Raw genomic sequence first — 15,892 nt, forward strand, 5'->3', positions numbered from 1 at the left:
GCGAGGTAAATGGTTAAATTTTCTCAAAAGGTAACAGGTGTTGAAAGAAAAGGAATGGCTGCAATCATTGCCGAAGCAACCGGTCAGCAGGTGAAATACTCAGGTGTTCCATCTTATGCTTACGAAATTGGTGGCTGGAGTATAGACAGAGACGGAATTGTTTATTCCCCAACCTTTGACACAAACCAAATCCTAGATTATAAGAAAGTGCTTGATGCTTTGAATCTTCCAGAATTGACAGCCGAGGGTGACCTTTGCATTACATTTTCTACTGAAGGACACAATGAAGTGACGCTTCAAAACTTGTCAGCACTAATAAAAAGCAAAGCAAATTTGCTTGAAAAATCACTTTCAAGACCTGCAGAGCAAGATTGGACAGTTTCATTAGATACAGAATCAGAAATTAAATTTACGTTTTTTAATGCAACATTAAATTTTGACGAGGTAAAGGCATTCATCCTTCTTGCAGAAAAATTGAGTCAGCAGGCAAAGGCACTTAAATACTGCTCGGCAAAAGAGAAAGCTGTGGAAAATGAAAAATATGCAATGAGGTGCTTTCTCCTCCGATTAGGTTTCATCGGGGATGAATATAAAACCGAGAGGAAAATCCTTCTCGGCAGACTTTCTGGCAATGCTGCATTCAAAAGTGAACAGCATAGTATTCAGGAGGTGGCATCGGCATGAGCAATATTTCAAAGGAACAACTTCTGCTTCTTCGAAAAAAGTATCCTCCCGGAACGAGGGTTGAACTGTTAAGAATGAATGACCCATATTCCGACCTATCAAGGGGAGAAACCGGAACTGTAATTTCAGTGGATGACATTGGAACCATTCATGTGAGATGGGACTCGGGTTCAAGTCTTGGAATTGTTTATGGAGAGGATAGCTGCAGAGTGATAGAAACACAGTAAAGTCAAGCTATACAGGCATAATAAAGTGTGTTTTATTATGCCTTATTGCCTTGCTATATAGTCCTTTTAGAGTGATATATGTATATACCCGAAGGGGAAAAACACACTTTGAAAGGTGGCAAGGTTATGAAAAACACAAGGTTTGGAATCGAAATTGAATTTACAGGAATCACAAGGGCTAAGGCTGCAGAGGCAGTAGGTAAATTCTTAAACGGAACCATCCAATGTACAAACAATGGCTACGATTGCAGAAAAATCACAGCACCGGACGGTAGGGTTTGGCAGGTGATGAGCGATGCAAGCGTAAGACCTGAGACAAAGGAAAACGGCAGGACGCAATCAGCAGGCGACACCTACAAGGTTGAACTGGTCAGCCCCATCCTTACCTATGAGGGCGATATTCAAACTCTGCAGGAGATGGTCAGACAGCTTAGAAAAGCAGGAGCCTTCACAAACAGCACCTGCGGAATTCACATACACCTTGACGGCGGAAACCATAACCCAAGGAGCATCAAAAACTTTATAAATATCATCGCAAGCAAGAACGACCTTTTCTACAAAGCACTTGAGATTGAACCCGACAGAATGCGTTTTTGCAAGAAGATGGATGAAAGCCTTGTAAGCACCATGAACCGCAAAAAGCCAAAGACCATGGATGCCATTGAGAAGATTTGGTATAGCGGTTACAATGAAAACAGGGACAGACACTACCATTCAAGCCGATACCACTTTTTGAATCTCCACAGCTTTTTCACCGGCAACCATACGGTCGAACTCAGGGGATTCAACAGCACCTTGCATGCAGGAAAAATAAGAAGCTACATAATCCTTGCCCTTGCCTTGAACAAGCAGGCACTGACCCAAAAGAGTGCAAGTAGCAGGAAAAACCAAACCGAAAACGAAAAGTTCGCAATGAGGACTTACTTAAACCGCATAGGACTTATCGGAGACGAGTTCAAAAACTGCAGAGAGCATCTTTGCAAGGCACTCAGCGGGTCAGCCGCTTGGCGATTTCGCACAGCGGCATAGATGAATCCTTGCCAACAGGGGCGCTCAAACCGCCTCTGTTGGCAGAAGCAATTCCTGCTTGGGGAAGTATAGGGTTTCAAGATGCCCTTGGTACAAAGACACCACAGGGTAACGGAAAGGGTGAAGTGATTATGGGAAAAATTAAATATATAGCTTACGGCAGTAACCTCAATTTAGAGCAGATGGCTTACCGATGCCCTACTGCAAAGGTTATTGGGAATGCAAAACTGAATGGGTATGAACTTCTTTTCAGAGGCGGAAATGGTGGAGCGGTTGCCACGGTTGAAAAGAAAAAGGATAGTTCAGTTCCGGTGTTGGTTTGGGAACTCGAGCCTTCGGATGAAGCGGCTCTTGACCGTTATGAAGGTTGGCCACACTTCTACAGGAAGGAATGGTTGAAGGTGAGAATGGGAAAGCAATGGGTCAAGGTCATTGTGTATATCATGAATGATGGCAGACCGCTTGGTTCTCCAAGTAGATATTACTACAACACCATCTTGCAGGGATACAATTCTGCAGGTTTTGACAGTAACCTCCTCGATGATGCAGTAAGGAATTCAGCAAAACAAGCATTGTAGAAATTAAAGTAAAAATTATGTTTTCAAGAACTCCAAGCCGGGGTTCTTTTTTTCATCTCTTTGAAGGAGGAGGATGGTTATACGAAAACTGAAAAAATACAAACCGACCATCTTCAAAGCGGATGGCTCGGTATATAAAAAAGATTCAGCAGATAATGCTGTTGCATTTATAAATTGCCTTAAACATACCAAGGGTGAATGGCATGGACAGTCCTTTGAACTTATTGACTGGCAGGAGCAAATAATCCGTGACCTCTTTGGTGTGATGAAACCAAACGGATACAGGCAGTTCAATACTGCGTATATTGAAATTGCCAAGAAGCAAGGAAAGTCTGAATTGGCTGCTGCGGTTGCTCTATTATTGACCTGCGGTGACCATGAGCATGGCGGTGAGGTTTACGGTTGTGCCTCGGACAGACAGCAAGCATCCATTGTTTTTGATGTGGCTGTAGATATGGTGGAGCAATGCCCGGCTCTGAAAGCAAGAATAAAGCCAGTGCTGTCTCAGAAGCGGTTGGTATATAAACCGCTTGGAAGCTTCTATCAAGTGCTTTCAGCTGAAGCTTATACCAAACATGGCTTGAATGTTCACGGTGTTGTGTTCGATGAACTTCATGCACAGCCCAACAGAAACCTTTATGATGTTATGCTCCACGGCTCGGGGGATGCAAGAAAGCAACCATTATATTTTCTGATCACCACAGCTGGGACAGATCGGCACTCTATTTGCTGGGAGGTACACCAAAAGGCTGAGGATATATTGGCAGGAAGAAAAATCGACCCCACCTTCTATCCTATTATTTATGGTGCAGGTGAAAACGATGATTGGACTGACCCAAAGGTATGGGCAAAGGCAAATCCATCTATCGGCATAACTGTTGATATAGAAAAAATTCAGATTGCCTGTGAAAATGCAAAACAGAATCCGGCAGAGGAGAATCTGTTCCGGCAGCTTAGGCTGAACCAGTGGGTGAAGCAATTTGTCAGATGGATGCCGATGGAGAAATGGGATAAATGTGATTTCAGAGTTGACCCATATGAACTCCTTGGTAGGGAATGCTATGGTGGACTTGACCTTTCAAGCACAACCGATATTACGGCTTTTGTGCTTATATTCCCACCTATAGACGATGATGGCAAGTATGTGGTTATGCCGTTCTTCTGGATTCCGGAGGATAATATAGACCTGAGGGTAAGAAGGGATCATGTTCCCTATGATGTGTGGGAGCGACAAGGGCATATGAAAACCACTGAGGGTAATGTGGTCCATTATGGTTTTATCGAAAACTTTATTGAAGAACTCGGAACTAAGTACAACATAAAGGAAATTGCCTTTGACCGATGGGGTGCGGTGCAGATGGTTCAGAACCTTGAAGGTTTGGGATTCACAGTGGTACCTTTTGGACAGGGTTTCAAAGATATGTCTCCGCCAACAAAGGAATTGATGAAGCTGACACTTGAAGGAAAATTGGCGCACGGAGGTCATCCTGTTCTTCGGTGGATGATGGATAATATTTTTGTAAGAACTGACCCGGCAGGAAATATAAAGCCGGACAAGGAAAAGTCTACTGAAAAAATTGACGGTGCTGTGGCAACAATCATGGCACTTGACAGGGCAATTCGGCATGGTGGCTTCAGTGGAAGTGTGTATGATGAAAGAGGGATTCTAATTCTATAAAAAACTTGCAGCCGAGTATAATCACAACTGATTAAAGACGGTTGTTAACAATTATATTTGCTAAGAACAAACAGCACTTTTCTGTGATATAGTTTTTGCAGGAGGTGTTTGAAATGACAGACAAGCAATTTGATGATGCTTTTACTGCAGCAGGTGCATGGTTTGTTGGACTATATTCTGAGGTGGTATTAGCTAATATTGAAAAACTAAATGATGACAGGGAATTTAAAAAACAATTCATCCAAAGCATCTACAGCAAAGGAAACGGTCCAGATAAAAATGAAACTGGAACAAATGTTAGAGTAAATTCACTCATGAGAATTATCAACAGCAGAAGAATTATTGAGGCACTTGAGAAAATCATAGATTCAAGTAGAGTTAAAAAAGACTTTCCAGAGGCAGTGATTGAAGCAAATAAGCTGTTGGAGAAATTGTGTACAAACTAATTAAGTATTAATAAAAACTGAGCATCTTCAAAAACGAAGGTGCTTTTTTCTTGCCCATTTTTAGGAGGTGAGCAAATGCAGATACCAATTTTTGATAAGTTTTTCAAAGCGAGAGACAAGCCAAGCAACAGCCTTTTAGGTTCTGCCTACAGTTTTTTCTTTGGTAGCACAAGTAGTGGTAAGGCTGTGAATGAGCGAACGGCGATGCAGACAACCGCAGTTTATGCCTGTGTCAGAATTCTTGCTGAAACATTGGCAAGCCTACCGCTCCACACCTACAAGTATACTGACAGGGGAAAAGATAAAGCAATCGACCATCAGCTATACTACTTGCTACATGACGAGCCAAACCCCGAGATGACTTCATTTGTGTTTCGTGAAACACTGATGAGTCATCTTTTATTATGGGGAAATGCCTACGCCCAGATAGTCCGTGATAGAAACGGCAGGGTTTTAGCACTTTATCCCCTGCTCCCAGACAAAATGACGGTGGACAGGGATTCCAAAGGACAGGTTTTTTATCAGTACCAAACGGATGCAGGTACAGCAACTTTAAAAAGTGATGTGGTTCTGCATATTCCGGGACTTGGATTTGATGGTCTTATGGGTTATTCCCCCATAGCCATGGCCAAGAATGCCATCGGTATGGCTATAGCCACCGAGGAATACGGAGCCAAGTTTTTTGCCAATGGTGCTAATCCCGGAGGAGTTCTTGAACATCCGGGAGTGGTGAAAGACCCAAAACGTGTGCGTGAGAGTTGGAATTCGGTGTATCAGGGTAGTGGAAATGCCCACAGGGTAGCTGTTTTGGAGGAAGGTATGAAGTTTTCTCCGATAGGGATACCTCCCGAACAAGCACAGTTTATTGCTACCCGGAAGTTTCAGCTGAATGAGATTGCTCGCATTTTCAGGATACCGCCACACATGATTGGCGACCTTGAAAAGTCCAGTTTCTCCAATATTGAGCAGCAGAGCCTTGAGTTTGTGAAATACACACTTGACCCTTGGGTGGTGCGTTGGGAACAGGCAATGCAGAGAGCCTTGCTTCTACCAACGGAAAAACGTGACTATTTCGTGAAGTTTAATGTGGATGGACTTTTAAGGGGTGATTATCAGAGTAGGATGAATGGCTATTCAGTCGGCAGACAGAATGGCTGGCTCTCCTCAAATGATATTCGTGAGCTGGAGAATCTCAACAGGATACCGGAGGAACTTGGAGGTGATCTCTATCTGATAAACGGAAACATGACAAAGCTTGCAGATGCCGGAGCATTTGCTGGTGCAAATACTGGAGCAAAGGAGGATGGAAAACTTGAATAAGAAATTTTGGAACTGGGTCAAAAATGAGGATGACTCAAGAACCTTGTACCTTGAGGGTGCAATAGCCGAGGAGACTTGGTTTGGGGATGAGGTGACACCCAAGCAATTCAAAAATGAATTAATGAATGGAACTGGTGACATCACCATCTGGATTAACTCTCCGGGTGGTGATGTTTTTGCTGCAAGCCAGATTTACAACATGCTGATGGACTACAGGGGCAAGGTCACTGTAAAGATTGACGGTATCGCAGCAAGTGCAGCTTCTGTAATTGCAATGGCAGGTGGAGATGTGCTTATCTCTCCCACCGGACTTTTTATGATTCACAACCCTATGACCATTGCCTTTGGAGACACGGTTGAAATGGAAAAAGCAATCGCTATGCTGTCCGAAGTCAAGGAAAGCATTATCAATGCTTATGAACTCAAAACCGGACTTTCAAGAGCAAAGCTTTCACATCTGATGGATGCTGAAAGTTGGTTCAATGCCAATAAGGCTGTGGAGTTAGGCTTTGCGGATGGGATTCTTTTTTCTGATGAAAGCGGTAAGGCGTCAGCACCAGAGGGTGTCATATTCAGCAGAATGGCAGTGACCAATTCACTTATAAGCAAGCTGCCGCAAAAGGCAAAGCAGGATGGAACAGATGCAAACACATTATACAAGAGGCTTGACCTCTTAAAAATTTAAGGAGGAACCCAATATGAACAGAATTTTAGAACTGGTTGAAAAGAGAGCGAAGGCATGGGAAGCTGCAAAAGCATTCCTTGATGCCAAGAGAGGCAATGACGGCATAGTTTCTGCAGAGGATACTGCAACCTATGAAAAAATGGAAGCTGAGGTTGTAAATCTTGGCAAGGAAATCGACAGGCTGGAAAGACAGCAGACACTGGATATCGAACTTTCAAAGCCTGTTAATGCTCCTATTACCAACAGACCTGCTGGAGCAGGAGTTGAAAAGACAGGAAGGGCAACCGATGAATACAGACAGTCCTTCTGGAAAGCTATGAGAAATAAAAACAGCTATGATGTCCAGAACGCTTTGCAGATTGGAACTGATTCGGAAGGCGGTTACCTGGTGCCGGATGAATTTGAACGCACCTTGGTTGAAGCCTTGCTTGAGGAAAACATTTTCAGGAAGCTTGCCAAGGTAATCACCACATCAAGCGGAGATAAGAAAATTCCTGTTGTGGCTACCAAAGGCAATGCTTCATGGGTTGATGAGGAAGGTGCAATTCCAGAAAGTGATGACAGCTTTGGGCAGGTTTCAATTGGAGCATACAAACTTGCAACCATGATTAAGGTTTCAGAGGAACTCTTGAACGATAGCATTTTCAACCTTGAAAGCTATATTGCCAAGGAGTTTGCCAGAAGAATCGGGACCAAGGAAGAGGAAGCATTCTTCATTGGAAATGGTACAGGAAAGCCTACGGGTATTTTCAATGCAACAGGTGGTGCAGGGGTTGGCGTGACTGCTGCAAGTGCAACTGCGATTACGGTGGATGAGGTTATGGATTTATTCTTCAGCCTTAAAGCACCATACCGTAAGAATGCAACCTTTGTGATGAACGATGCCACAGTCAAAGCAATCAGAAAGTTGAAAGACGGCAATGGCCAGTATTTGTGGACTCCTTCTTTGACAGCAGGAACTCCCGATACAATTCTGACAAGACCTGTGCTGACATCTTCTTTTGTGCCAACAATTGAGGCTGCAGCCAAGACTATTGCATTCGGAGACTTCTCTTACTACTGGGTTGCAGATCGTCAAGGCAGAGCCTTTAAGAGATTGAACGAATTGTTCGCAGCAACCGGCCAGGTTGGTTTCATGGCAACACAGAGGGTTGACGGTAAGCTGATTCTTGCTGAAGCCATCAAGGTTCTTCAGCAGAAAGCGTAGGTGAACCATGAGTAATGTTAAAAACTATACCGAGCAAGGTGGCGAAAAGACAGTAATCGGCGGTACTCTTGAGATTACCGCCGGAGGGAAACTCACTTTTGATGGTGATGAACTGAAGCCTGCTGAAACACAGTCTGACAGTACCGCCACAACAATTTCCGATTTGAAATCGGATTTTAATAACCTTCTTGCAAAGCTGAAAGCTGCGGGAGTCATGGCTTCAGAATAAGGAGGTGTTGGCTTTGGTGGTCACATTAGAAGAAACAAAAGCATTTCTAAGACTTGATTCAGACCACGAGGACACCCTTGTAACCAGTTTTATAACAGCGGCGGAGGATATCGTAGAAGGTGTCCTCCGCTTCTCTCTTTCAGATTTTACTGAAGATGATGGAGTGCTGCCGGAACTTGTAAAAACAACAATCTGGTATGTGGTGTCACAGTTCTATGAGTTTCGTGAAAATGTGGATGTAAAAAAACTACAGGAAACTTCGGCACTATTGCTGACGGCATACCGGAATAAGGAGTGGTGAGGCTATGGCTTGGAATAATCAAAAAAGACAATATGTCGGGCAAGGCAGCATGTCAAAGCCTCTGCTCTCCATCGGGAAGCTAAGACACAGAATCAAGCTTCAGACATATATCTCCTCAAAGAATTCATTTGGAGAGGAAAGAAAAGTATGGAGTGATTTTGCAGAGGTATCAGCAAGTGTGGAACCTTTGTCGGGCAAGGAGTTATTTGCCGCTCAACAGCTTCATGCGGAAAGTACGGTGCAGATCATCATACGGTATGTTGAGGGAGTTAACACCCAAATGAGAGTGTTGTTCAAGGAGAAAAGCCTTGATATCCTTCATGTTTCCAACAAGGATGAGAGAAATATTGCACTGTACCTACTCTGCAAGGAGCATGAGGAGGTGGTCTGATGGCAAGGAGTTATTCAGCAAGGGCAAAAAAGGTTAAAGCCGAGATTGAGGGTGCGGAAGAAATTATAAAAATTCTGAAGGAAATGGGGCAGAATGCTGAAAATGTTCTGCTTCAAGCTGCGGAGGCAGGAGGGAAAATTGCTCTTGATGATGCTAAAAGAAGGTGTCCTGTTAGAACTGGAAAGCTTAAAAGCAGCCTTCAGCTTGAGGTTGGAAAAAGCACACCCTATAAAGCAGATGTAAGGGTAAAGCCGGGCAAGGAAGAATACTACGGCACTTTTGTCGAACTTGGCACTGAAAACCAAGCTGCACAACCGTTCATGAGACCTGCGGTGGATGAGAACAAGGAGAAAATATCCGAAAAGGTAACAAGTGAACTCAGCCGTGCAGTCGGAAAAGCGAGGTGATCGGATGTTTGAGGAAGCCTTATATACACATTTAAGCAATGTAGTTGGAGTGAAGGCGATTGTTCAGGATAGGATTTATCCTTTGATGATCCCTCAAAACAAAAGCCTTCCTGCCGTGACTTATCAAAAGATATCGGGAGAAAGGCTTCATTCATTACAAGGTGATACCGGATACACAACACCGGTATTTCAAATATCGGCAAGGGCTGAAACATATGCCCAGTGCAAGGCGCTGGCAGAGGAAATACGGCTTTGCCTTCAAAACTTCTCAGGGCTTATGGGCGGCACTGATGGAACTGACATAGGTGCTGTTCTAATGCTGGGAGAGGTTGAAGGCTACGAGCCAGACACTGGTGGCTGGTATTGCCACATGGATTTTCAATTTCATTATGAAGAAAGGGTGATATAAATGGCTGGAACAGCAGGAAAAAAAGGAAAGGTCATGATTGGTGCCAATGCGGTAACCGCTCTAAACAACTGGTCTTTGGAACTGGGAATTGATACCTTGGAGACCACAGCCTTCGGTGATGAGTGGAAAAATTTCATCGCAGGTCTCAAAGAGTGGTCGGCAAGTGCTGAGGGGGCGTATAACGTACACACGGATGCCAATGGACAGGCGGCTCTGCAGAATGCGTTTTTAAACGGAACCGAGGTTGACTTGAAGTTGTATGTCAACAACACCAACTATTATAACGGGCAGGCAATCATCTCAAGTCTGTCGGTGGAAGACCCGGTGGATGACATCGTGACCATTTCCATAGAGTTTCAGGGTAATGGCGCATTGGCTTACACATAGGAGGTGCTTTTAGATGGGTGAAATAGCTGGAAAGGTTGGCGGTGTATTTGTTCAAACAGATGATGCACCAGTAACATTTACAGATGAAGCAACAACGGCAGACCTAAGTTTAAGAAAATTTACGATTTCAGATAGCACCAAACGCTATTGGGATAAGAATTCACCAGTTACAGTTAAGGTGAATGGAGAGGTTCAGACCACAGGCTTTGAAGTTGAATACTGTGGCGGGGTTGTGGTCTTTGAAGAAGCAAAGGATGGTGAGGATATCGTTCTGGTCAGCGGGAAATCAGTAACCGTGGAGCAACATGGCGGTTTCTTCAGCTGGTCTGCCGAACTTGGCATGGAAACACCAGAGACCACCACCTTCATGTCTAACGGCTGGAAGGAATTTATCACTTCCATCAAGGAGTTTTCTGCCTCAGCTGAAAGCTACTGGGGCGATGATGAATTCTTCTCAAGGCTTGGGCAGGAGGTAATCATTGCACTTTATGTGGATACTACCGCTTCAAAGGCAAGGTATGAAGGTTACGGAATCATCAAATCAGATGGAGTTGAAGCTGCCGTTGATGATGTGGTGAATGAATCAATAGAAATTCAGGGTGTTGGTGCCCTATATTACAGGGAGGGTTAACAAAAATGGCAAAACAGAGTGTGACTTTGGAACTGGATAAACCGAGGGGTCTGCGTTTCGGACTCAACGCACTGGTTCGTGTGGAAGAAATGATTGGAAAGCCAATCAGTAAGCTGGACTTGGACAACATCAGCGTGAAAGATATGAGAACCATTATCTACGCAGGGTTGTACCATGAGGATAAAAACCTTACACCAGAAAGGGTCGGAGAACTGATTGACGATTTTTCAGATATCAATACGGTGGCTGAAAAATTGGGCGAGGCGATGACCGAGGCATTCGGAAGAAAAAACGGGAAGAAGCCGACAGCGGCAAAGGAGAAGACTGGGACTGGTACAGACTCCTAAAGGTTGCGGTCGGTGTTATGGGTATTTCGCCGGATGAATTCTGGAGGCTGACACCTTTTGAATTCAATCTCATGGCTGAAGGGTTTGTTGCAAGAGAGGAGCGAAAAACCAGTGATCTTCTCTACCTTGCATGGCATGTGGAAGCCTTTGCAAGAGCCAAGAAGCTGCCAAAGCTTGAGACATTAATGAAAAAGCGAAAGCCTAAAGCACAGAAGAAAGCATATACAAAGGAAGAACTAATAAAGATAGCAAAGCAGAAGGGACTTGCCGGACCATGGTAAAGTCCCTTTTTGATGCTTGGAAGGAGGTGGACGGATGGCAGTAATAAGGAATCTGGTGGTGAAAGTCACTGCAGACATAGGCAGTTTGAAGAAAGGATTGCAGGAAGCACAGGATACCATGTCAAATGTGGGAAAACAGCTTTCAGGTGCGGGAAAAACAATGTCTGCTGCGTTAACACTTCCTCTTGCAGGAATGGCAGCGGCATCACTTAAAGCCGGAGCAGATTTTGAAGCCGGGATGAGTAGCGTAAAGGCTGTATCGGGTGCCACTGGCGAGGAAATGAAACAGCTTGAGGATTTGGCACTTAAAATGGGTGCAGAAACCAAGTATTCCGCCAAGGAAGCGGCATCTGGCATTGAGGAACTCATCAAGGCTGGTGTAAGTGTAAAAGACATCATGGGTGGTGGACTAAAAGGTGCATTATCTTTGGCGGCGGCTGGTGAACTTGAACTTGCGGATGCTGCTGAAATTGCCTCAACAGTTTTAAATTCCTTCAGAGCCGATGGTCTTAATGTGTCACAGGCGGCTGATATATTAGCCGGAGCGGCGAATGCCTCTGCAACAAGTGTGTCTGAAATGAAGTTCAGCCTATCAGCCTGTTCCGCTGTGGCGAGTTCTGTTGGACTATCCTTCAAGGATACAAGCACTGCCTTGGCGGCATTTGCCAACAACGGCTTGAAGGGTTCGGATGCAGGAACTTCACTCAAGACAATGCTTATGAACCTCCAACCCTCCACAGACAAACAGGCAAAGCTGTTTAAAGAACTAGGACTTACCACAGAACAAGGCACAAGTGCCTTCTTCAATGCTCAGGGCAAGTTGAAGAGTATGGCTGAAATTGCAGGGTTACTTCAAAGTAGTATGAAAAATCTTACCGATGCACAGAGACTTCAGGCAATGGAGACTCTATTTGGCTCGGATGCTATTCGTGCAGCCAATATCCTATACAAAGAGGGTGCAGACGGTTTAAACAAGATGCAAGCCGAGATGGGCAAAGTTACTGCTACTGATGTTGCAGCAGAGAGAATGAACAACCTTAAAGGTTCACTCGAACAGTTAAAAGGCTCCATTGAAACCCTGCAGATTGTTTCAAGTAAAGCCTTTCTTCCTATATTAAAGCAGCTTGCCGACAAGGCAACCATTCTTGTGAACAAATACATGGAATTGAATCCCGAAATCCGTAAATGGGTCACCATAATTTTAGCTGCGGTTGCTGCGGTTGGACCCTTGCTCATGATTTTGGGTGGATTATCCTCGGGACTGTCAGTGCTTGCAGGAGCAATTTCTTTTATTGCCTCACCCATAGGTTTGATTGTGGTGGCGATAGCAGGATTGGTGGCAGGCTTCATCTGGCTGATGAACACCAATGAAGGGTTCAGGAATTCAGTGCTATCAGTATGGGGTGACATACAGGCAACCTTCAAGGAGGTGCTTGGTTTTATCCAAGGCAAGGTTGCCGAGGTGTTACCCGGCATAAAAGCAAAATTTACCGAGGTATTTGGCAATGTCCTCAGCTTTATAAAGAGTTTTGCAGCAAATGCAGTAAAAGCCTTCAATATGTTTATTAACGGGTTCAAAGGCGGTGGCTTAAGCAGCACAGCGAGTGGTTGGGAAACTGCTTTTTATAGAATCGGTGCAGTGGTCAGCACAGTTTTCAATGGTCTGATTTCGGTTATACAACCGGTGATGCAGACCATTTTTACAATTGTCAGTGATGTGGTGACAGGCATCTGGAACTTCTGGAACACATACGGACAGCAGATATTTGATACTGCGGTCAGCATTTTCAATGGAATCCTTGCTTTTGTTCAACCAATACTGGCACAGCTTTTTGCATCCTTTGCTCAGTTTGCAAGCTACCTTACCCCCATATGGGAGAGTATCAAGACTCTGATATTTTCACTTTGGGGTGTGATTCAGCAACTTTGGACACTTTTGCAGCCTGTATTTATAGCAATAGGAGCGGCAATTGCTGTGGTGATGGGTATAGCTGTGGGAGTATTGAACGGAATTATTCAGGCACTGGGGCCATTTATACAGGCGGTGCTTGGAGCGGTTAACTTTATTGTAAACCTCATCGGTTTTGTGGTTGCCATCATCAACGGTGACTGGGCAGGTGCGTGGAACTTCCTTGTGGAAGCCGCCAAGGCGGCATGGAGTATGCTGTCAAACCTGTTCATGACCATAGTCAATCTGGTGAAGGGGTTTGTTGAAGGAATTATCTCATTCTTCAAAGGTTTGTGGTATGCCTTGGTTGGCGGTTCAATCGTTCCCGACCTTGTAAATGGGGTTCTCTCCTGCTTCTCAAATATGGTTTCAGGGGTTACAAATTTCGTGGGTAACCTTGTCGGAGCAGTTTCGGGAGCATTCGGAAAGATTGGCTCGGTAGTTGGTGATGTTGTAGGCAATGCATGGAATTGGGGCAAAAACATGATGGGGAATTTAGTGAGCGGAATCAAGTCCATGGCAGGCGGAGTAAAGGATGCAGTAACTGGTGTTGCAAACAGCATAAAATCCTTTCTAGGATTCGGATCACCGACAAAAGAGGGTCCTGGCTCCAATGCGGATACTTGGGCACCCAATCTCATCAATATGCTGAAGGACGGAATCAAGGCAGGAATTCCTGCTATGGAGGCAAACCTTCAGGCGGTTTTGAATCCCCAGTTCAGAAAGCCTGCACTTGAAGCAGCAGGAGTTGGAATGAACGAAAGCCTTATGATTGACCATACCGGAACAATCACTGTAAAGGGTGTAAATGACAAGGGTGAACTAATGGGTGTGGTGGATTTGATTGCAGCCGACCTTTCTGCCAACAAGGACAGATACGGTAAAAACCCAAGCGCCCACAAGGCATTTAGATAGGGGTGGTTACATGGCAGATACATGGGGCGAATTGTCCCTTAACATAACAGCATACAAAAGACCCGGAGCGCAGAATTATCTTACAGAGAAGGAACTGCTCGCTCCTTATAACGCAAGACAGGCAGGAAAACCAAATACAGTGTTGATGGGAACCGGGCGTAAGAGAAAAATCCGTGAGGTTGATGGTTGGGCAAGCCGAGCGGATTATGCAGCCCTGCTTCTTGATTTCTTAAATGCAACAGCCAAGTCAGCCTCCTTTGAGGATGGCTTTAATTTTGTCGCAAGGCTGTGGAAACTTGAGGGCAAAGAAGAACTGGGCAATGAGAAGGTTTGGTATTCAGCGGTTTTCATTGAAAGTTAGGTGATGATTTTGATATTAAACGGAACTGAAGAAAAAAGGAATATATGGACAGATACACCCTACTCCCTTGCGAATGCAACATGGTATGGGCACAGGAAGTTGGTGAGGAATGCTACTCATTGGTTTGCCTGCTTTGACCGCTATGGTGATGAGGATTACAGTTATCAAACGGTTGTTATGAAAAGTACGGATGGAGTCAACTGGGAGAACACAGGCTTTCCTTTTACCCCTAATGGTGGAGTCAGCTTTGCATATCCGAACATGGCTGTGGATGCATCGGGCAGGATTCATCTTTGTGCCAGTGACAATACAAATAACACAATAAAATACTGTGTTTATGAAAATGATGCATGGGGATTTGTAGAGACACTGCCTTCCTTGCCGGGTGGCGGTTATGTTGACGCAGATATTATTGTTTTAGTAGATAGTGCTGAAAAACCTCATGTGGTGTTTGCCACAGGCGGTTCAACTGGAAAGGTATATTACTCAAACAAGGTTTCAGGAACTTGGAATGCTTATGAAGCAGTACAGCCAACTGTTACAAGGTATTATCTGGACAGCACTGTAATTGATAAAAACGACAATATCCATATCTGCATGGTAAGCATGACCGATTATTTCATTTATTACTCCAAAGGCAAAGCCGGAGCATGGTCCCCGTGGGAAAAGGTGTTTGACGGTTATGATGCCAACGGTTCTGATATTGGTGTTGACAGTGCAGGAAAACCCTATGTGGTACTGGCAAGAGGTACTGAGGTTTCTTTGTATTCAAAAAATACTTCATGGACTGGGCAGCAGATCAGCAGTATGCCAAATAATATACACCCAAATATTCATATTTCAGATGGTGACCAGATTTATCTTTCATGGGGTCAATCACCTACTGAAGGTTACAACAACCAACAGATTTTCTTTTGCTCCAATGAAGGTTGCTGGAGTCAGCCTGTTAACATCACTCGAGATGATACCTTAAGCGGATGGGCTTATTCGGTTGTATGGGCTGATGCTACAGTCTGCGGAGTCATGGCGATGAATTATGACTATACCCACATCTGTGGTTGGTTTGCCGGTGGAACTCCTGCGACATATTTCGACAAATGGGGTACTCTGAGACTGAATCTTACTCAGTACAACAGAAATGAAATCGGACAGCTTGCTACTGAAAAAAGCTTGATCCCATATATAAGAATAACCGCTCCGCAAAGCAGGCTGATTTCAACAGGACAGTCAAGGGAGAGGCGAAGTGTTGGAGGATGGGCAACCAAGGAGGACTTTGACCAGATAGAAAATGACTATGAAACCTTTGCAAAGAAAAAGGCAGAATTCCATGACGGCACTATCATTAATACTGCAATTATAGAAGAATTATCAGCCATGCGACAAAAAGGCACACAGGCTGTGTATTATGAGATTACTTTTCTGGAGGTGTGA

Annotated in this window: 21 protein-coding genes; all 21 read left to right on the top strand. The window is 44.4% G+C overall.

Annotation, left to right across the window (positions count from 1 at the left end; translation table 11 throughout):
* Window positions 1-9: 9 nt before the first annotated feature.
* The 21 genes from VIO64_RS01720 (at window position 10) to VIO64_RS01820 (ending at window position 15,892) form a co-directional block, all read left to right on the top strand.
* Window positions 10-684 (top strand): virulence factor, encoded by a 675-nt coding sequence (locus VIO64_RS01720; RefSeq protein WP_331914609.1) that lies wholly within the window; start codon window positions 10-12, stop codon window positions 682-684.
* Window positions 681-911, top strand: coding sequence for a DUF4314 domain-containing protein (locus tag VIO64_RS01725; protein ID WP_331914611.1), 231 nt, complete (start codon window positions 681-683; stop codon window positions 909-911). The genes VIO64_RS01720 and VIO64_RS01725 overlap by 4 nt, the downstream gene beginning before the upstream one ends.
* Before the next feature lie 126 nt (window positions 912-1,037).
* Window positions 1,038-1,940: an amidoligase family protein gene (locus VIO64_RS01730; RefSeq protein ID WP_331914613.1), complete on the top strand. Its 903-nt coding sequence runs from the start codon at window positions 1,038-1,040 to the stop codon at window positions 1,938-1,940.
* A 131-nt stretch (window positions 1,941-2,071) separates the two neighbouring features.
* The gene (locus VIO64_RS01735; RefSeq protein ID WP_331914823.1) at window positions 2,072-2,518 is read left to right on the top strand and encodes a gamma-glutamylcyclotransferase family protein; all 447 of its coding nucleotides are present in this window, start codon (window positions 2,072-2,074) and stop codon (window positions 2,516-2,518) included.
* Window positions 2,519-2,591: 73 nt separating this feature from the next.
* A complete protein-coding gene (locus tag VIO64_RS01740) occupies window positions 2,592-4,196 on the top strand; it encodes a terminase large subunit (protein ID WP_331914615.1) in 1,605 nt (534 codons plus the stop codon).
* Window positions 4,197-4,309: 113 nt separating this feature from the next.
* On the top strand, window positions 4,310-4,642 hold the full coding sequence (locus tag VIO64_RS01745; RefSeq protein ID WP_331914617.1) for a hypothetical protein: 333 nt from the start codon (window positions 4,310-4,312) through the stop codon (window positions 4,640-4,642).
* Window positions 4,643-4,717: 75 nt separating this feature from the next.
* Complete coding sequence (locus VIO64_RS01750; protein ID WP_333783857.1) at window positions 4,718-5,962, top strand: phage portal protein; 1,245 nt, start codon at window positions 4,718-4,720, stop codon at window positions 5,960-5,962.
* Window positions 5,946-6,647, top strand: coding sequence for a head maturation protease, ClpP-related (locus tag VIO64_RS01755; RefSeq protein WP_414705224.1), 702 nt, complete (start codon window positions 5,946-5,948; stop codon window positions 6,645-6,647). The genes VIO64_RS01750 and VIO64_RS01755 overlap by 17 nt, the downstream gene beginning before the upstream one ends.
* A gap of 13 nt (window positions 6,648-6,660) precedes the next feature.
* Window positions 6,661-7,854, top strand: coding sequence for a phage major capsid protein (locus VIO64_RS01760; protein WP_331914621.1), 1,194 nt, complete (start codon window positions 6,661-6,663; stop codon window positions 7,852-7,854).
* Window positions 7,855-7,861: 7 nt separating this feature from the next.
* Window positions 7,862-8,083 (top strand): Head fiber protein, encoded by a 222-nt coding sequence (locus VIO64_RS01765; protein WP_331914623.1) that lies wholly within the window; start codon window positions 7,862-7,864, stop codon window positions 8,081-8,083.
* Window positions 8,084-8,099: 16 nt separating this feature from the next.
* Window positions 8,100-8,384, top strand: coding sequence for a head-tail connector protein (locus VIO64_RS01770; RefSeq protein WP_331914827.1), 285 nt, complete (start codon window positions 8,100-8,102; stop codon window positions 8,382-8,384).
* Between the two features lie 4 nt (window positions 8,385-8,388).
* Window positions 8,389-8,775 (top strand): phage head closure protein, encoded by a 387-nt coding sequence (locus tag VIO64_RS01775; RefSeq protein WP_331914625.1) that lies wholly within the window; start codon window positions 8,389-8,391, stop codon window positions 8,773-8,775.
* On the top strand, window positions 8,775-9,182 hold the full coding sequence (locus VIO64_RS01780; RefSeq protein ID WP_331914627.1) for an HK97-gp10 family putative phage morphogenesis protein: 408 nt from the start codon (window positions 8,775-8,777) through the stop codon (window positions 9,180-9,182). Before VIO64_RS01775 ends, VIO64_RS01780 begins: the two co-directional genes overlap by 1 nt.
* A 4-nt stretch (window positions 9,183-9,186) precedes the next feature.
* Window positions 9,187-9,591, top strand: a complete 405-nt coding sequence (gene gp17, locus VIO64_RS01785) for a tail completion protein gp17 (protein WP_331914629.1) — start codon at window positions 9,187-9,189, stop codon at window positions 9,589-9,591.
* Window positions 9,592-9,978 carry a phage tail tube protein gene (locus VIO64_RS01790; RefSeq protein ID WP_331914631.1) on the top strand — a complete coding sequence of 129 codons (387 nt, stop codon included), beginning with the start codon at window positions 9,592-9,594 and terminating at the stop codon, window positions 9,976-9,978. It abuts the gene before it with no gap.
* Window positions 9,979-9,991: 13 nt separating this feature from the next.
* Window positions 9,992-10,609, top strand: coding sequence for a hypothetical protein (locus tag VIO64_RS01795; RefSeq protein ID WP_331914633.1), 618 nt, complete (start codon window positions 9,992-9,994; stop codon window positions 10,607-10,609).
* A gap of 5 nt (window positions 10,610-10,614) precedes the next feature.
* A complete protein-coding gene (locus tag VIO64_RS01800) occupies window positions 10,615-10,956 on the top strand; it encodes a hypothetical protein (protein ID WP_331914635.1) in 342 nt (113 codons plus the stop codon).
* Between the two features lie 17 nt (window positions 10,957-10,973).
* Complete coding sequence (locus VIO64_RS01805; protein ID WP_331914637.1) at window positions 10,974-11,237, top strand: phage tail assembly chaperone; 264 nt, start codon at window positions 10,974-10,976, stop codon at window positions 11,235-11,237.
* 34 nt (window positions 11,238-11,271) lie between these two features.
* The gene (locus VIO64_RS01810) at window positions 11,272-14,100 is read left to right on the top strand and encodes a phage tail tape measure protein (protein ID WP_331914639.1); all 2,829 of its coding nucleotides are present in this window, start codon (window positions 11,272-11,274) and stop codon (window positions 14,098-14,100) included.
* 10 nt (window positions 14,101-14,110) lie between these two features.
* Window positions 14,111-14,461 carry a hypothetical protein gene (locus tag VIO64_RS01815; protein ID WP_331914641.1) on the top strand — a complete coding sequence of 117 codons (351 nt, stop codon included), beginning with the start codon at window positions 14,111-14,113 and terminating at the stop codon, window positions 14,459-14,461.
* A 3-nt stretch (window positions 14,462-14,464) separates the two neighbouring features.
* Window positions 14,465-15,892, top strand: a complete 1,428-nt coding sequence (locus tag VIO64_RS01820; protein ID WP_331914643.1) for a hypothetical protein — start codon at window positions 14,465-14,467, stop codon at window positions 15,890-15,892.

The organism is Pseudobacteroides sp. (assembly GCF_036567765.1).
Lineage (GTDB): Bacteria > Bacillota > Clostridia > Acetivibrionales > DSM-2933 > Pseudobacteroides.

Bases quoted from the DNA above. Each gene is read 5' to 3' on its own strand.
- gp17 (WP_331914629.1), top strand. From the start codon at position 9,187: ATGTTTGAGGAAGCCTTATATACACATTTAAGCAATGTAGTTGGAGTG.
- VIO64_RS01725 (WP_331914611.1), top strand. From the start codon at position 681: ATGAGCAATATTTCAAAGGAACAACTTCTGCTTCTTCGAAAAAAGTAT.
- VIO64_RS01740 (WP_331914615.1), top strand. From the start codon at position 2,592: ATGGTTATACGAAAACTGAAAAAATACAAACCGACCATCTTCAAAGCG.
- VIO64_RS01745 (WP_331914617.1), top strand. From the start codon at position 4,310: ATGACAGACAAGCAATTTGATGATGCTTTTACTGCAGCAGGTGCATGG.
- VIO64_RS01750 (WP_333783857.1), top strand. From the start codon at position 4,718: ATGCAGATACCAATTTTTGATAAGTTTTTCAAAGCGAGAGACAAGCCA.
- VIO64_RS01795 (WP_331914633.1), top strand. From the start codon at position 9,992: ATGGGTGAAATAGCTGGAAAGGTTGGCGGTGTATTTGTTCAAACAGAT.
- VIO64_RS01810 (WP_331914639.1), top strand. From the start codon at position 11,272: ATGGCAGTAATAAGGAATCTGGTGGTGAAAGTCACTGCAGACATAGGC.
- VIO64_RS01760 (WP_331914621.1), top strand. From the start codon at position 6,661: ATGAACAGAATTTTAGAACTGGTTGAAAAGAGAGCGAAGGCATGGGAA.
- VIO64_RS01805 (WP_331914637.1), top strand. From the start codon at position 10,974: ATGGGTATTTCGCCGGATGAATTCTGGAGGCTGACACCTTTTGAATTC.
- VIO64_RS01775 (WP_331914625.1), top strand. From the start codon at position 8,389: ATGGCTTGGAATAATCAAAAAAGACAATATGTCGGGCAAGGCAGCATG.
- VIO64_RS01735 (WP_331914823.1), top strand. From the start codon at position 2,072: ATGGGAAAAATTAAATATATAGCTTACGGCAGTAACCTCAATTTAGAG.
- VIO64_RS01765 (WP_331914623.1), top strand. From the start codon at position 7,862: ATGAGTAATGTTAAAAACTATACCGAGCAAGGTGGCGAAAAGACAGTA.
- VIO64_RS01780 (WP_331914627.1), top strand. From the start codon at position 8,775: ATGGCAAGGAGTTATTCAGCAAGGGCAAAAAAGGTTAAAGCCGAGATT.
- VIO64_RS01755 (WP_414705224.1), top strand. From the start codon at position 5,946: ATGGAAAACTTGAATAAGAAATTTTGGAACTGGGTCAAAAATGAGGAT.
- VIO64_RS01720 (WP_331914609.1), top strand. From the start codon at position 10: ATGGTTAAATTTTCTCAAAAGGTAACAGGTGTTGAAAGAAAAGGAATG.
- VIO64_RS01730 (WP_331914613.1), top strand. From the start codon at position 1,038: ATGAAAAACACAAGGTTTGGAATCGAAATTGAATTTACAGGAATCACA.
- VIO64_RS01815 (WP_331914641.1), top strand. From the start codon at position 14,111: ATGGCAGATACATGGGGCGAATTGTCCCTTAACATAACAGCATACAAA.
- VIO64_RS01820 (WP_331914643.1), top strand. From the start codon at position 14,465: ATGATTTTGATATTAAACGGAACTGAAGAAAAAAGGAATATATGGACA.
- VIO64_RS01790 (WP_331914631.1), top strand. From the start codon at position 9,592: ATGGCTGGAACAGCAGGAAAAAAAGGAAAGGTCATGATTGGTGCCAAT.
- VIO64_RS01800 (WP_331914635.1), top strand. From the start codon at position 10,615: ATGGCAAAACAGAGTGTGACTTTGGAACTGGATAAACCGAGGGGTCTG.